Raw genomic sequence first — 14,338 nt, forward strand, 5'->3', positions numbered from 1 at the left:
ACGATATGAACTCGGCAATGTCAGCCCGCGATGCGATCGTAATCGGCGGCGGGGTGATCGGGATGAACTGCGCGTTGAGCCTTCAGGATCGCGGGCTCGGAGTCGTCCTGGTCGACCCCTGCTCCACCCGTGCCGCGTCGGTCGGCAATGCCGGCCACGTCGCGGTTGAACAGGTCGAGCCCCTGGCTTCGCTGGCAACGCTGCGCGCTTTGCCGGCCCAGCTCTACTGGCGAGGCGGTCCGGTATCGCTGCCGCTGGCGGAGATCGGCGCCTGGCTGCCCTTCGCCCTTCGCTTCCTCGCTTGCTCCGGACCCCGCCGCTTTGCCGCCGGCAAGGCCGCCTTGACGGGGTTGATGGCCAGCGCGATCCCGGCCTGGAAGCGGCAGCTCGCTCGGCTCGGCTCCCCCGACCTCCTGATCGAGAACGGCCATTATGTGGTCTGGGAGAGCGTCCGGGCGGCCGAAGCGGGACGACGGCGCTGGAGCGAGACCGACACGGGGACGGTGACCTTTCGGGAGGCGAGCGCCGATGAACTGGCGAGGCTCGCCGAACGCCTGAGCGTGAAGCTGGCGGGCGGCCTGCGCTTTTCCGGAAGCGCCCAGATCGCCGATCTCGACGCGCTGGCGGGCGCCCTCGGCCAGGGCTTCGAACGGCAGGGCGGAAAATTTCTCCGCGCCTCGGCGTCGAGCCTGAGCGAGGAGGGCGGCGAGATCGAGGTCCGACTCGACAATGGCGAACGACTCCGTTCCCGCCAGGTCGTCGTCGCAGCAGGCGTTGAGTCGGCCAGCCTGCTTGCTCCGCTCGGCTATCGAGTCCCCCTGATCGCCGAGCGCGGCTATCATCTGCAGGCGGCACATAGCGACTGGCCGATCGATCTTCCGCCGGTCGTCTTCGAGGAGCGGGCGATGATCGTCACCCGCTTTCGCTCCGGTCTTCGGGCCGCCGGTCTGTTCGAGTTCGGCCGCGCCGAGCGCGGTGCCGACCCGCGAAAATGGGCGCGGTTGAGCGGCCATCTCGAGGCGCTGGGAATCGCCTTTGCCGAGCCGGTCAGATGGATGGGGGCCCGGCCGACTTTGCCCGATTATCTGCCGGCGATCGGACGAAGCCGGCGAATGCCCTCGCTCCACTACGCCTTCGGCCACCAGCATCTCGGCCTCACCCTGTCGGCCGCCACCGGCGAAGCGATCGCCGCCCTGGTCGCCGGGGAGCCGCCGGAGCTCGACCTGACTCCCTTTGCGATCGAGCGGTTCTGAGCCCGGCGCGGGCGACCGAACAAGGGCCTTTACCGGTCATTCACTCCCCTTCGTCATGCTTGCGCGCCATGGCTGACAATGACGATGCCCATCGCGACCTGATCGCCACCCTGGAAGCCTGCGGCGAGCGGCTGAACGGCATCCAGAAGGAGGCCGGCCTGGCAGCGACCCTGCTCGAGATGGCGGTGACGACGCTTCGGCAGTCCGCGGAGAGCGTCTCGATCGACGATCGTCTCGAGTCCATCCTCGCTCGCCATCATGACCGGCTGGTCGCCGCGGTGGTCCAGAAGCTGAGTAGCGCCGAAGGCCTTGGCGAGGCGCGCTATCACTTCCGGATGGATCCCGCCGGCCGGACGGCAAGGATCGGCCGGCGCCGGATTCCGCTGACGGAAAGCGAATATAAGGTGCTCGAGCTGCTCTGGGAGCAGATGCCCGCGCCCGTTTCCCGCGCCGCCTTGCTCCACCATCTCTACGGGGCCGATCACGACCATACCGATACCGTGATCGACATGTTCATCCTGAGGATCCGGCAGAAGCTGAAAAATGCCGGCTGCACCGACGCGTCGATCATTGCCGTGCGCGGCCAGGGCTGGGTGCTCGAGCTTGCCCCGGCGGCGGAGGCCGGAGCGGACGCGAAGGACAGGAAGGTCGAATCGCGCGACTAACGCTGCGGGGTTCGGACGGACGGAGCGTCCCGGGTCCCGGACGACGGACCGCCGGCCGCGATCCGGGGCCAGCCGCCCCGCCATTCCATCCTGTCGAGCAGCATGACCCGGCGCGTGTTGACGTCGTCGGCCGGAAGGCTCCGCGGCTGGCGGGTGTCCACCGCATGATAAAGCATCCAGTGCTGGCCGGAATCGTCCTCGACCACCGAATTGTGTCCGGGAGCGAGCCATCGGTCCCGCGCCTCGAGAATCACGCTGCTCGGTTCACCAGCGGCCTGCTGAAGCGTCTCGTAAGGTCCCGTCGCGCTTCGGGACCGGGCGACCATCACCGCATAATGGGCGTTCGGGCCACAGCAATTGTCCCCTGAATAGAAGAGATAGTACCAGCCGTCGCGAAGGATGACCCAGGCGCCTTCGACGAGACGCTGGTAGTTGGCGGGATCGTCCCCGCCTGCCGCCGGAATGAGATCGATCGCCTGGCTTCCCGGCGCGAACGACACACGGTCGGGGCCGAGTTCCCGAACCTTTATCGGGCCGAAGCCCGAGCCCCAGTAGAGCCATTGCCGGCCTGTGGCAGGGTCGTCATAGGCCATCGGATCGATGTTGACGAAGCCTTCGCCGCACTGGAGCGGGCGGCCGATGTCGGTGAAGGGTCCTTCGGGCCGGTCGGCGGTGGCTACCGCGAGACAAAGGCCGCGGCCGGGATCGGTCAGGGCCTCGTCGGGCCTGGCCGAGTAATAGAGATAATAGCGCCCCTCATGCTCGGAGACGTGGGGAGCCCAGAAATCCTGGGTCCGGCTGGCCCAGGCCGGCTTTGCGGGCAAGGCGTCGCCAAGCCGCTCCCAGTTCACCAGGTCCGAAGAGCGAGCGACCTGGACGTTGAGCATTCGTCCGTCATGCCGCCCCTGCGTGGCATAAGCGTAGAAATAGCCGTCGGCGGCGCGAAGCACTGCCGGGTCGGGAAAGTCGCTGTCGAGCACCGGATTGCCGTAGGTGGCGGAAAGCTCGGACAGGGCCGCCGGCGTGGCGCAGCCGGCGAGCGCGAAGGTTCCGGCGACCAGGAGGATGAGGGCGCGCATGTCACGCTCCTTTCGTGCGCTGATTTATATGATAATAGCCGGTTCAGGTTCATTGTGGCAGCCGTCGCGGCGCGCCTTCGGAAGGAAAGCTGTGCGTAAACTCGTCCTGGCCCTGGTCGCCGCCCTCACCCTTCTTGGCCCGGCTTCGGCCCGGCAGCCCCACCCCTTCGTGCCGGTGTTCAGCACGAATTTCCCCGATCCCTTCATCCTTCCGAACGATGGCGAATATCTCGCTTATGCGACCAACCCCGAAGGGGGGCGTGCGAACGTGCAGATGGCCCGTTCGCGCAATCTCGTCGACTGGGACTTCGTTCGCGATGGTTCCCGGCTGCATGATGCGATGCCGAACCTTCCGCCCTGGGCGCGCGAAGGCTGGACCTGGGCGCCGGAAGTGATCCGCCACGACGGCCGCTATATCATCTACTTCACGGCCAAGGAGCGCCGAAGCGAGCTTCAGTGCGTCGGAGTGGCGACGGCCGACAGCCCGTTCGGGCCGTTCACCAGCGATTCGAGCGAGCCCCTCGTCTGCCAGCGCGAAATCGGGGGAACGATCGATCCGACCGCCTTTCGCGATTCGGACGGCCAGCTCTACCTCTATTACAAGAATGACGGTAACCATCCCGACTTCCGCCGACCGACCGACATCTTCGTTCAGCGCCTGTCGCCGGACGGCCTCTCGCTGACCGGCGAGCCGGTGGCTCTGCTTCGCAACGACAAGGAATGGGAAGCCCATGTCATCGAATCGCCGACGATGGTCCGGCAGGGCGACCGCTATGTGCTCTTCTTCTCGGCGAACCATTTCGGATGGGAGGAGCATCAGCGGCTTTCTCCCTATGCGATGGGCTATGCCCGCTGCGAGGGGCCGATGGGTCCCTGCACGGATGCGCCCGAGAACCCCATCCTTTACAGCTACAATGACCGCGAGGCGGGTTGCCTGAGCGGCCCGGGGCACCAGGCCATATTCGAAGCCGGGGGGCGCCAGTATATCGTCTTTCACGCGCACGGCGCCGCCTCCGGCTGCCGAAGGGCGCAGCTTGGCCGCTACATGTACATCGCCCCCCTGTTCTGGCGCGACGGAACGCCGCAGATCGGAACCAGCCTTCGTCCCGCCGGGCGGGGGGAGCGAGGCTGAAACCCGGCGGCGCCAGGCCCGCCTGACGGAAATTTCACGGGCTGCCGATGAATTGATCCGGTCCAGCCATAATGCTGCGGGCCGGAGCCGGAACGACAGGAACGATAATCGGCCTGATTCTTTGCTTTGTCCTCAACCCAGGCGAGGACCGGCAAATGTTCATGCACAACAAGCGACTTCAATATACTGTTCGAGTGTCGGAGCCGAACCCCAAGCTGGCCTGCATGCTGCTGGAGCAGTTCGGCGGCGCTGACGGCGAACTGGCGGCAGCGATGCGCTACTTCACCCAGGGCCTCACCGAAGAGGATCCCGGGCGGAAGGACATGCTGCTCGACATCGCCACCGAGGAGCTCAGCCATCTCGAGGTGATCGGGTCCATCATCGCGATGTTGAACAAGGGCGCCCGGGCCCAGCTGACGGAGCAGCAGCTCGCCGAGGCCGAACTTTACCAGATGGTCGGATCGAGCGGAACGAGCGTCAAGGAATCGATCCTGTTCGGCGGCAGCGTCGGCCTGATCGATTCCGCCGGCATTCCGTGGAACGCCGACTATATCGACAGCCGGGGCGAACCGACGGTGGATCTGCGATCCAACATTGCGGCCGAAAGCCGGGCGAAGATCGTCTACGAGCGGCTGATCGCGATCACCGACGATCCCGGGATCAAGGAAGCGCTGGGCTTTCTGATGACGCGCGAGATCGCTCACCAGAAGTCGTTCGAGAAGGCGCTGTATGCGATCGAGGACAATTTCCCGCCCGGAAAGCTTCCCGGAGTGGAGCGATACGCTAACATGTATGTCAACGCTTCCCAGGGCGAGGGCGACATGAGCGGCCCCTGGAACAGCGGCGATCAATGGCAGGTCGTCGACGACCTCAACGAAGTGCTTCCGGCAGACGAAGGCGGCGATGGGTCGGCGAGCGTCAAGCTCGGGCCAAGCGACACGGCGGCGCTCACGAAGATGATGTCGCGGCTGAAGTCCGACCCCAAATCCGACCCGACGACCGGTGCCGATCTCGGTGCCGGACCAGGCGCGGGCAGGACCGGTGCCGGCGACAAGGGCGGCGCCGCAGACATCCACGCCGCCGCCCGCGAGGCGGATGCGCTTGCGCCGAGTTGAGGCCCTTGGGAACGGAGAGAAGGATGCGCAGGGAATATCCGATCTGGGGCGGCCTGATCGCGGCGGGGATCGTCGCCGGAATGTGGCTGCCGAAGATCCTGCCCAGGGCCCGAATGGCCATGCGCAGGATCGGCGCCGTCACCTATCGGAGCGGTGGCGGCCAGGCCAACGTCAGGGCCACCGCCGATCCGGCGCGCGGCCTTCCGGCCTGATCTAGGCCCGATCGGCGGATCCGCTACGGCCTGCATTCGCCGCGCCCGGAGCAGGAGGCCGGACGGGACGTCGTCAGCCGCCCGATCCGATTTCGGGGCCGCTTATCCGCCGAAATTGAATCGCACGCCGAGCGACAGGGTGCTTTCGTCGTAGCGGCGGTAGCGGATGAACTCTGCCAGCGGCGCGCCGTTTCGGGCCGACGTGAAATCCTGCCGGAAGGTGGTGCGGGTGATGTTCGTCCAGTCCCCGAAGATGGTGAACCGGTCGCTGAGGTCATAGTTGATCGACAGGTCCAGCCGGTCCGCCGGGCGCGCCCATTCGGTATAGACGTCGGTGAACTCGCCGCCGCCCCGGAACTGCTGCGTCGCGCGATACCTGGAACGGCCATTATAGGTGAGGCGCACGGCCAGGCCGTAGCGCTCATAGATGCCGACGAGATTGTAGTTCCACTTGGAGACGCCGTTCAGCTGGTCGGTAATCGGCTGGAAGGAAAGGCCGCCCTGGCCGTCCGGCTGCTCGGTCTCGGCATCGAGATAGGTGAGGTTCGCCTGAACCCCGAAGCCGCGCGCCCATTCCGGAACCCAGTCGAAATCGGCGAAGACCTGACCCTGCAGCTCGACACCGCTGATCCGGCCCTTGCCGGTGTTGACCGGACCGGTGATCTCGACGACTCCGAGATTGGGATCGTCGACCCGGAAGGTCGACTGCTGGATGAAGCCCCTGAGCTCCCGATGGAAGGCGGTGATCGAGGCGAAGCCGTTGCCGGGGAAATAGAATTCCGCCGCGGCATCGAAATTCCATGAGGTGAACGGCCTCAGGAATGGATTGCCGCCCGACCCTCGGCGAGGATCGCTGGGCGTCCCGACACCGCCAGGAGGGGGCGGCCCCAGGACGAGAGCCGGATTGAGGTCGGCGAAGTTGGGCAAGGTACGTGTCTTCGAGACCGCGGCTCGAAGCTGAACGATCCGGCTGACGCGCGAGCGGATGCTCGCGTTCGGAAGCACCGACGTCTGCTCGCTGCCTTCGTCGATTTCCGGAATGCCGGTCGGCTGAGGCCCGGCAACCCGAGTCTCGACCCGGGTCACCCGCAGGCCGAGGGTGCCGTCCGTGTCCCCGGTGCCGAGGTTGAGCTGTCCATATCCGGCGAGATTGCGCTCGTCAGCCGTGTAGAGAAGGAAGTCTTCGACCGGGCTGGTGCTGAACCCGACCAGCTGCCGAAGCTCCTCGACATTTCGCCGGATGCTCGAATAGGTCGGAGCCGCCCAAACGGTGGTTCCACCGAAATTGACGCCGTTGAAGACTTCGAAGTCCAGCGGCAACTGGGAGGCATTCACCACCCCCGGCGGCCTTGCGAACCGGTTGCCGAAGCGGCGCTCTGCGTCGCGGTCGGTGTAGCGGACTCCGAATTCGATGCTCCTCAGAAGCGGTCCGCCGAACTCATATTCGGCGTCGGCGCGGAGCTGCCAGTCATCGCCGGCCGATTTCTGATTTTCTTCATAGAGGCCGTCGAAAAACTGTTCGGACGGGTCGCTGAAGTCGATCCCGGTAATCTCGAATCGCGGCGCGCTGGTGTTGAAGTTGATCGTCGGAGCGCCGGTCCAGCGGCGATCGACGGACTCGGTCGAGCCCCTGAAGGTCGAGGTGGTCCGGGCGATGTCGATAACCAGACTGAGCCGGTCGCGGGTGATCCTGGTTCCGCCGGCGAACTGGTAGGTGTTGGTGCGGTTGTAGGTCCCGCCCTGGAAGGAGAAGAGCGAGCCCGGCGGGGCCGTCACGGTACCGGCCGTCGCCAGGTTCGTGCCCTCGCGGAACTGGAGCGACGAGAAGCTGGCGCCGTTGAACAGTTCGGCCGCGAGCAGCCGGTCGTCGATCTTGTTGCGGAAGCCCTGCCACAAGAATTCCGCATAGAATTCCAGGTCGGGGTTCGGCCGATATTGGGCAACGGCGTTGACCGACGGCCGGATCCGGCGGCCGGAACGGTAGAAGAGGCGCTGAATGTCGGGAAACCGCGCCGCCTGCCCGTTCGCCGGATCGGCGACCAGCGTGTCGCCTTCCCGGCGGAAAGTCTGGAGGAAATCGGTGTTGGAGATTTCCGCGTCCAGATAGCGCATTTCCGTCCGCGAAACGTTGAGCAGCAGGCCGAACTCGCCGTCGCCGACGTCCCAGCGATCGGTCGCGAGCAGGTTGAAGTTCGGCGTGATGTCGTCGCCCTGGCGGGTGTAGAGCCCCCAGACCGAGCCGGCGATCTGGCCGTCGGTGAAGTCGAAGGGACGGCGCGAGCGGACGTTCACGAGGCCGGCAAGACCCGGCTCCACCAGGTCCGCCGACGAGGTCTTGAACACTTCGAGAGCGGCGATGTTGGACGAGGGGAAGTCCTGAAGCGCGACGATCCGCGTTTCCGCGGTGAAGATCTCGCGGCCATTGTAGGTGGTGGTGAAATTCGGGAGACCGCGGACGAGCACGTTCTGAGCTTCGCCGCCCTGGCGGTAGACCTGCACGCCCGGAATTCGGGCCGCCGTCTGAGCGGTATTCAGGTCGGGCAGCTTGCCAATATCCTCGGCCACGATCGCGTCGACGATCTGCTCGGAGTTTCGGCGGATATTCTCGGCGGACCGGAGGCTGCGCCGAATGCCGGTGACGACGATTCCCTCTTCGGCCTGGGCGAGCTGCGTCGGTTCAGCGGGACCGGTCTGAGCCGTCTCGCCGCCGGCGGCGCCCTGCTGCTGAGCGGCGCTGTCCTGAGTGGCGGTGCCCGACTGGGCAAGAGCCGGTGACGCGGCGGCGAGAGCCAGAGCCGCAACGGAAGCCGAACAGCGGACAAGAGTTCTCGAGCGCATCAGCGATCCTCCCCATGTTTATCGACCGCCCAAGGCGGCTTTTTATCCGGTCGTTATAGGTCTGGCACGAGCGGGGTGACAAGCCATTTATATGATTTATCCTACAGCCGTGTCGTCGGCGGCACACCGCTTCGGAGCGGAGGCGCCTGAGGGGAGAAGGCCTCTTTCACCGAGACCCGAACTGTGATTGATCGGATAGAAAAGAGGCCGATCGAGGGAGAGGACGGCAAGTGGCGAGTGAGCGGTCGGAGCTGCAGCCTTCCAGCGGAACGGGCCGCAATCTGACTTATGCCCTGCTCGACAGCCTTGGACGAGCGATCGTCACCGGCCACTATGACGGGCGCCCCTTCCCAACCGAGGCGGAACTCGCCCGCGAGCATTCGGTAAGCCGGTCCGTCACTCGCGAGGCCGTGAAGATGCTCACCGCCAAGGGGCTGCTCACGGCCCGCCCGCGCAAGGGCACGAGCGTCCAGCCCTCGTCGAGCTGGAACCTGTTCGATGCCGACGTGCTCCGCTGGCTGCTCGAGCGCAAATTCTCGCTCGAACTCCTGCGCCAGTTCACCGAACTGCGGATCGCGATCGAGCCGGCCGCCGCTGCGCTGGCGGCACGTGCGGCCGACGAGGCCGGGCTCGGCGCGATCAAAGACGGCTATGCGCGGATGCAAGCCGCCGAGAGCGGCAACGACGATCCGCTGGAAGCGGACATCGCCTTCCACATCGCCATCATGCAGGCGTCAGCCAACCCTTTTTACATGCAGTTTCGCGACGTCGTGGAAACGGCGCTGAGAACCTCGATCCGGTTCACCAACCGCTTCAAGGGCCGGACCGCCAGCCTTCCCCAACATCATGCCGTTCTTGCCGCCATTCTTGGCCATGAACCCGATGCCGCACGGGCAACCATGACGGAGCTGATCGCCGACGTCATGGTCCTGATCGACGAGGCCGGCTCCAGAAGCTGAGCTAGAGCGCCTGCCCAAGCAGTTCGTTGACCCGCCGCTCGGCGTCGGCGAGCGCTTGTTCTACCGGCTTGATCCCGGTCACCGCCGCCTCAAGCTCCTCACCGATCAGGCCCTGGATCGCCGACTGGCGCTGGACGTAATCGGGCAATTGCCTGCCGGTCGCCGCCATCGCCGCAATGTCACTTCGATGAGGCAGGGCGCGAAACTGCGGCATCCGAAGCACCGCTTCGAAGGCCGGCAGGTGGCCGGTGCGGGTCCATTCATAATTGTGGCGCGCGAGGAAGCGAAGGAAGCGGGCGATGGCCTCCCTTTCCCGAGCCGATCGCTCGGCACTCGGCATGACCCAGGCATGGCCGTCGACGAATGCGGCCTCCCGGCCCCAGAGCCGCGGGAATGGAAGCACGGCATAACCCTGGCTGAGCGGCCGCCCCGGCTTCGCCGCCTCTTCGTCATAAGGCCCGATCATCCAGGTGCCGGTCGGAAAGATCCCGCCGTCGCCGTTCATGAACGCCGCCGTGGCGGCCGGGAAATCCTGGTTGCGGGTGGTGAGCCCTTCGGCGTTCAACTGCCTGTAGAGTTCGACGATTTCGCGCGCCTGGGGCGTGTTGATCCGGATGTGCCGCTCGTCGGGGAAGATGACGGCGTCCTGGGCAAGCAGATAGGTGTAGAGATTGGCGACGAAATAATCGGGGGCATTGACCTGGGCCTGGATGAGATAGGGCTTTCCGGTCGCCTCCCTGAAGCGGCGCGCGTGCTGAAGAAGCTCCTGCGGCGAATCGGGAAGGATCGGACGATCGCCGTCCATCAGCCCGGCCTGGCGCATCAGGCCGGTGTTGATATGCCAGAGGCGGCCGATCGTATCCCAGGGCATGCCATAGGCCCTGCCCTCCTTGATCACTCCAGCCCGCCCGGCCTCGGTGAACGTCTCCGGACCGAACCCGGCCTCGCGAAGCAAGGGGTCCATCGGCTCCAGCAGGCCCCTGCCCTGATAGTCCGAGATGACCGACTGGTGCATGGTGACGAGGTCCGGCGGATCACCCGCGGCGATCTGCGCCGACAGCTGCGGATATCCTGGCCAGGCGACCACGTTCACCCGAAGGCGGATATCCGGATTTTCCGCCTGGAACTTGTTGATGAGGGTGGTGAGGATGCCGCATTCGCCCTCGGCGGCGCGAACGTCGGTGCTCTGGCCGTAGAGCGCGCCGCACTCGCCGAAGAAGCGCTGGACGACGATCTCGGTTCTGCCGTCGCTGTCGCCGCAGCCGGCGAGCGAGAGCGCGGCGAGGAACAGCAAGAAGATCCGCTTCATCGAACCGCCGCCCCGGCCATCGCCCGAACGATCTGCTTCTGGAAGATGATGTAGACGATCAGGATCGGAATGGAGGCGAACACCGCCTGCGCCATCAGGAAGCCGAGCCCGCTCGTCTGGGCATAGTTCATCTGGGCCGAGGCGAGACCGACGGTAAGCGTGAACATCTCGCTCGTCGTCGCCGAGATGAGCGGCCACCAATAATCGTTCCACGCCGCGAGAAAGGTGAACACGCCGAGAGTGGCCTGGGCGGGGATGGTCAGCGGCAGAAGCACCTTCCAGAACAGAGTGAACCGCGATGCCCCGTCCAGCATCGCCGCCTCGTCCAGGTCGCGCGGGATGGCGCGGAAATATTGGGTCATGAAGAAGACTCCGAAGGAGCCGGTCAGACCGGGCAGGATCAGTCCTGGATAGCTGTTGTGAAGGCCAAGGTCGGCAAAGAACTGGTGACGCGGCAGGATCACCGCCTGCTCGGGAATGGCCAGGCCGAGCAGCACGAACACGAACAGGGTCCGGCGGAACGGGAAGTCGAGCCGAGCGAAGCCGAAGCCCGCAAGCGAGCACAGCACCAGCACTCCGACCGTCGTTCCGAGCGACACGATCAGGCTGTTGAGAAGCCAGCGAGTGACGGACGAGCCGACCAGGATCGCCCGATAATTTTCGAGCGTGTACGGAGCCGAGAAGGCGGTTGCGCTGTCGCGCATCAGTTCCGAATTGCTCTTGAACGACAGCAGCAGCGTCCACAGCAGCGGAGTCAGCATGATCGCTGCGCCGATCGTGACTCCGACCAGCGCCGGCAGCGACAGTCGATCGCTCGACGAACGGGAACTCATCGCTCCGACTCCTTCCGGGTGACGGCCCAATATTGGAACAGGGTCACCGTCAGAATGAGCAGGAACAGCAGTTCCGCCGCCGCCACGGCATAGCCGAGCTCCCACCGGCCGAACGACACTTCGTAGATGAACAGGACGACCGTTCGCGACGCTCCGCTGGGCCCGCCGGCGGTGAGAAGCTGCGCCTGACCGAAGAGCTGCAGCTGAGCCGCCGTCTGCAGCATGATGACGAGGATCAACGTCCGCCGGAGCGAGGGCAAGGTGATCCGCCAGAAGGTGGTCCAGCGACCGGCGCCGTCAAGCGCGGCGGCTTCGTACATGTCCCTGGGGATCTGCTGGAGCCCGGCAAGGAACAGCATGATCGGGAAGCCGAGCGACCACCAGATGGTGGCGATCGCAAGCGAGGGGATGGCGAGATCCGGATCGCTGAGGAACGGCACCGGCTCATGGCCGAGGGCGGTGAGGATCTCCGCGACCAGTCCGGCATCGGGCGTCAGGATGAAGCGCCAGATCAGGGTGACGATGGTCACCGAAAGGACCGAGGAAGAAAAGAAGATCCCGCGAAACACCGCTGCCGTGCGTGAAGCGCTGTTGAGCGCCAGCGCCAGGAGCAGGGCGATGATCGTCAGCGGCGGAACGATCAGCAAGGCCACCTTGAAGGTGTTGATCAGTGCCTGATGAAAGACCGGATCGGCGAGGAGCCGGCCATAATTGTCGAACCCCACCCACTGGCGGGCCCCGAACAGGTCGGCCTTGTGGAAGCTGATGCCGATGCCGAGCAGCAGCGGATAGATCAGGACGACGACATAGAGGAAAAGGAAGGGTCCGACATAGAGGAAGCCGCCCAGGTCACGCGAACGGCCGCCGGCCCTCACCGCCCCTCCTCCGAATGGTGGCCGCTTCCGTCCGGCCCGAACAGATGCGCGGATCGACCGTCGATGGCCAGCGGCACGGTGTCGCCGATCCTCACCCGGCTGGTGCCCGTATCTTCGGCAGTGATCGCCTCGCCGTCCGACAGCGTCCCGTAGACGAGCGTTCGCTCGCCGAGCCGCTCGACCAGGACGACCTTTGCCGATGTCGATCCCTCCCCGTCCGCCGCGACTCGAACCGCTTCCGGCCGAAGCCCGAGCTGGAGCCCGTCTGCGGGGAGACCGGCGCGGGGAACGCGGGTTTCGACGGTGGCGCCGTCGCCGAGCCTGACGGACGCCAGGGCCGATCCGCCGTCGACGAGCGTCGCCGGCAGCAGGTTCATTGCCGGCGAGCCGACGAATCGCGCCACGAAGGTGTTGGCGGGGCGGCTGTAGATTTCCATCGGCGGGCCGATCTGCTGGATCCGGCGGTCGTTCATGACGACGATCCGGTCCGCCAGAGTCATCGCCTCGGCCTGGTCGTGAGTGACCATGATCACCGCCGCATCGACCCGCTGGCGCAGCTGGGCAAGCTCGAGGCGGGTACGCATCCGAAGCGCCGCATCGAGATTGGACAAGGGTTCGTCGAGCAGGAAGAGCCGGGGCTGCTTGACGATGGCTCGACCGATCGCAACCCGTTGACGCTGCCCGCCGGACATCTGGCCGGGCTTCTTGTCGAGCTGCTCCTCGATTTCGAGCACCTGCGCCGCTTCCAGAACGCGGCGCTCGATCTCGTCCGCGGCCACGCCGGCATTCTTCAGCCCGAACGCCATATTCTCGCGCACGGTCATGTGCGGGTAGAGCGCATAATGCTGGAACACCATGGCGACTCCGCGCCGCCCGGGCGGCAGCTGGTCGATCCGCTCTCCGTCCAGCTTCACTTCACCGCCATCGAGCCCTTCAAGGCCGGCGATGATCCGAAGAAGCGTGGACTTGCCGCTTCCCGACGGTCCCAGGAAGGCGATGAATTCCCGCGGCGCCATGGTCAGCGAAACGTCGTCGAGGACGAGCGTCCGCCCATAGGCCTTGCGAATATGGCTGAGCTCGAGGCTTACCGGGGCATCCTGCATTTATCTTTTCGTTTCCATCTGTGCGGGAGCAGTCGGGCGGCGTCAATCAGCGTCAATAGGCCGGCTCGAGCAGCCCGGTGATGACGTGGTGCTGGACCACCGGTTCAAGCTTGTCGACGAGGCGATAGGTGAGGTGTTCGAGCACCCGCGCCGGAAGCGTCTCGGCATAAGTGCGCGTGACCTGCAGGTCATGGTGGGCGGCGTTCGTCGCGTCCGGCGCATCGACCCCGACGACAACCACCGGACGCGCCTCGTTCGACCGGTTGGCCGTGCCCCGATGGATGGTCAGCGCCGAACGGGCCGAGATGTCGCCTCTTTGCGGCAGCTTCTGGACGGCTCGTTCGACATAACGGGGCCAGAGCGTCTTCGGCGGAAACATGCCCTTGGGGCAGCCTTCGAACTGATCCCATTGCGTTCCAGGCGCGACTTCGAACGGGCCGTGCTCCGGCCTGGTGTCGATCGTCGTCAGGTTGAAGGCGAGCGAATTCAGCCTCCGGCCCTTGGTGGTTGCCTCCGGAACGGCGAAGTCGCGGTGCCACGGCTGATCGGCGGCACCCGGAAAGGGAATGTCGAAGCCGACTTCGACGATCCTGTAGTTCGGGCCGAGCACCGCCTCGCAGACGGCGACGAACCAGGGATGGGTGGCGATCTCGACGAAACCCCGGATCCGCTCGGGCTGCACTTCCACGTACCAGCGCTCCGGTCCGCGCGGGAGCGCTCCGCCGGGTATCTGGCGGGCCTCCTCGAAAAGTTGCTCGACATCCTCCCTCAGCCGGTCGGCGAAGTCGCAGCTGAAGGCGCCCTTCAGGCCGATTATCCCATCGCCGTACAGGCCGCCCATGATCTCCGCGGGCTCGTACACGGTCCTCTCCACCGTGGGGGCGGTTGCCATCAGGCCCTCCCATTCTATTTATATTACAAATATGGTCTAACCTGCTTTCGACCATTTGGCGAGGAGGCTAATC

At 65.6% G+C, this 14,338-nt stretch carries 13 protein-coding genes; 6 read left to right on the top strand and 7 right to left on the bottom strand.

The features are described 5' to 3' along the window. Window positions 1-17: 17 nt before the first annotated feature. Window positions 18-1,253 (top strand): NAD(P)/FAD-dependent oxidoreductase, encoded by a 1,236-nt coding sequence (locus ACRYLT_RS03810; protein WP_482662781.1) that lies wholly within the window; start codon window positions 18-20, stop codon window positions 1,251-1,253. A 68-nt stretch (window positions 1,254-1,321) separates the two neighbouring features. After that, window positions 1,322-1,918, top strand: a complete 597-nt coding sequence (locus ACRYLT_RS03815) for a winged helix-turn-helix domain-containing protein (protein WP_482662782.1) — start codon at window positions 1,322-1,324, stop codon at window positions 1,916-1,918. Here the strand turns inward: ACRYLT_RS03815 and ACRYLT_RS03820 are convergent. Beyond that, the gene (locus ACRYLT_RS03820) at window positions 1,915-2,997 is read right to left on the bottom strand and encodes a glycoside hydrolase family 43 protein (RefSeq protein ID WP_482662783.1); all 1,083 of its coding nucleotides are present in this window, start codon (window positions 2,995-2,997) and stop codon (window positions 1,915-1,917) included. The genes ACRYLT_RS03815 and ACRYLT_RS03820 overlap by 4 nt on opposite strands. A 91-nt stretch (window positions 2,998-3,088) precedes the next feature. Between ACRYLT_RS03820 and ACRYLT_RS03825 the strand changes: the two genes are divergently transcribed. The 3 genes from ACRYLT_RS03825 to ACRYLT_RS03835 all read left to right on the top strand — a co-directional run bounded on the left by ACRYLT_RS03825 (window position 3,089) and on the right by ACRYLT_RS03835 (window position 5,456). Further along, on the top strand, window positions 3,089-4,129 hold the full coding sequence (locus tag ACRYLT_RS03825) for a glycoside hydrolase family 43 protein (RefSeq protein WP_482662784.1): 1,041 nt from the start codon (window positions 3,089-3,091) through the stop codon (window positions 4,127-4,129). Between the two features lie 155 nt (window positions 4,130-4,284). Next, complete coding sequence (locus ACRYLT_RS03830; protein WP_482662785.1) at window positions 4,285-5,244, top strand: manganese catalase family protein; 960 nt, start codon at window positions 4,285-4,287, stop codon at window positions 5,242-5,244. Between the two features lie 23 nt (window positions 5,245-5,267). Next, window positions 5,268-5,456: a hypothetical protein gene (locus ACRYLT_RS03835; protein WP_482662786.1), complete on the top strand. Its 189-nt coding sequence runs from the start codon at window positions 5,268-5,270 to the stop codon at window positions 5,454-5,456. Between the two features lie 102 nt (window positions 5,457-5,558). Here ACRYLT_RS03835 and ACRYLT_RS03840 read toward each other — a convergent pair whose 3' ends face one another. Beyond that, complete coding sequence (locus ACRYLT_RS03840) at window positions 5,559-8,294, bottom strand: TonB-dependent receptor (protein WP_482662787.1); 2,736 nt, start codon at window positions 8,292-8,294, stop codon at window positions 5,559-5,561. 230 nt (window positions 8,295-8,524) lie between these two features. On the opposite strand from ACRYLT_RS03840, the gene ACRYLT_RS03845 reads away from it, so the two are divergent. Further along, window positions 8,525-9,253, top strand: a complete 729-nt coding sequence (locus tag ACRYLT_RS03845) for a FadR/GntR family transcriptional regulator (RefSeq protein WP_482662788.1) — start codon at window positions 8,525-8,527, stop codon at window positions 9,251-9,253. A gap of 1 nt (window position 9,254) precedes the next feature. Here the strand turns inward: ACRYLT_RS03845 and ACRYLT_RS03850 are convergent, their stop codons facing one another. Genes ACRYLT_RS03850 through ACRYLT_RS03870 form a run of 5 tightly spaced genes read right to left on the bottom strand, consistent with a single transcriptional unit; the run spans window position 9,255 to window position 14,265 of the window. Further along, window positions 9,255-10,562, bottom strand: a complete 1,308-nt coding sequence (locus ACRYLT_RS03850) for an ABC transporter substrate-binding protein (RefSeq protein WP_482662789.1) — start codon at window positions 10,560-10,562, stop codon at window positions 9,255-9,257. Then, window positions 10,559-11,395 (bottom strand): carbohydrate ABC transporter permease, encoded by an 837-nt coding sequence (locus ACRYLT_RS03855; protein WP_482662790.1) that lies wholly within the window; start codon window positions 11,393-11,395, stop codon window positions 10,559-10,561. Before ACRYLT_RS03855 ends, ACRYLT_RS03850 begins: the two co-directional genes overlap by 4 nt. Continuing rightward, entirely contained in the window at window positions 11,392-12,270 is an 879-nt protein-coding gene (locus tag ACRYLT_RS03860) for a carbohydrate ABC transporter permease (protein WP_482662791.1), read from the bottom strand. The genes ACRYLT_RS03855 and ACRYLT_RS03860 overlap by 4 nt, the downstream gene beginning before the upstream one ends. Then, window positions 12,267-13,373: an ABC transporter ATP-binding protein gene (locus ACRYLT_RS03865; RefSeq protein ID WP_482662792.1), complete on the bottom strand. Its 1,107-nt coding sequence runs from the start codon at window positions 13,371-13,373 to the stop codon at window positions 12,267-12,269. Before ACRYLT_RS03865 ends, ACRYLT_RS03860 begins: the two co-directional genes overlap by 4 nt. Window positions 13,374-13,425: 52 nt before the next feature. Then, window positions 13,426-14,265 (bottom strand): phytanoyl-CoA dioxygenase family protein, encoded by an 840-nt coding sequence (locus ACRYLT_RS03870; protein ID WP_482662793.1) that lies wholly within the window; start codon window positions 14,263-14,265, stop codon window positions 13,426-13,428. Window positions 14,266-14,338: the final 73 nt, after the last annotated feature.

The organism is Sphingosinicella sp. SM1-17 (genome assembly GCF_056821765.1).

Coding starts and splice junctions, on each gene's coding strand:
- ACRYLT_RS03830 (WP_482662785.1), top strand. CDS start 4,285: ATGTTCATGCACAACAAGCGACTTCAATATACTGTTCGAGTGTCGGAG.
- ACRYLT_RS03870 (WP_482662793.1), bottom strand. CDS start 14,265: ATGGCAACCGCCCCCACGGTGGAGAGGACCGTGTACGAGCCCGCGGAG.
- ACRYLT_RS03850 (WP_482662789.1), bottom strand. CDS start 10,562: ATGAAGCGGATCTTCTTGCTGTTCCTCGCCGCGCTCTCGCTCGCCGGC.
- ACRYLT_RS03865 (WP_482662792.1), bottom strand. CDS start 13,373: ATGCAGGATGCCCCGGTAAGCCTCGAGCTCAGCCATATTCGCAAGGCC.
- ACRYLT_RS03815 (WP_482662782.1), top strand. CDS start 1,322: ATGGCTGACAATGACGATGCCCATCGCGACCTGATCGCCACCCTGGAA.
- ACRYLT_RS03820 (WP_482662783.1), bottom strand. CDS start 2,997: ATGCGCGCCCTCATCCTCCTGGTCGCCGGAACCTTCGCGCTCGCCGGC.
- ACRYLT_RS03810 (WP_482662781.1), top strand. CDS start 18: ATGTCAGCCCGCGATGCGATCGTAATCGGCGGCGGGGTGATCGGGATG.
- ACRYLT_RS03855 (WP_482662790.1), bottom strand. CDS start 11,395: ATGAGTTCCCGTTCGTCGAGCGATCGACTGTCGCTGCCGGCGCTGGTC.
- ACRYLT_RS03840 (WP_482662787.1), bottom strand. CDS start 8,294: ATGCGCTCGAGAACTCTTGTCCGCTGTTCGGCTTCCGTTGCGGCTCTG.
- ACRYLT_RS03835 (WP_482662786.1), top strand. CDS start 5,268: ATGCGCAGGGAATATCCGATCTGGGGCGGCCTGATCGCGGCGGGGATC.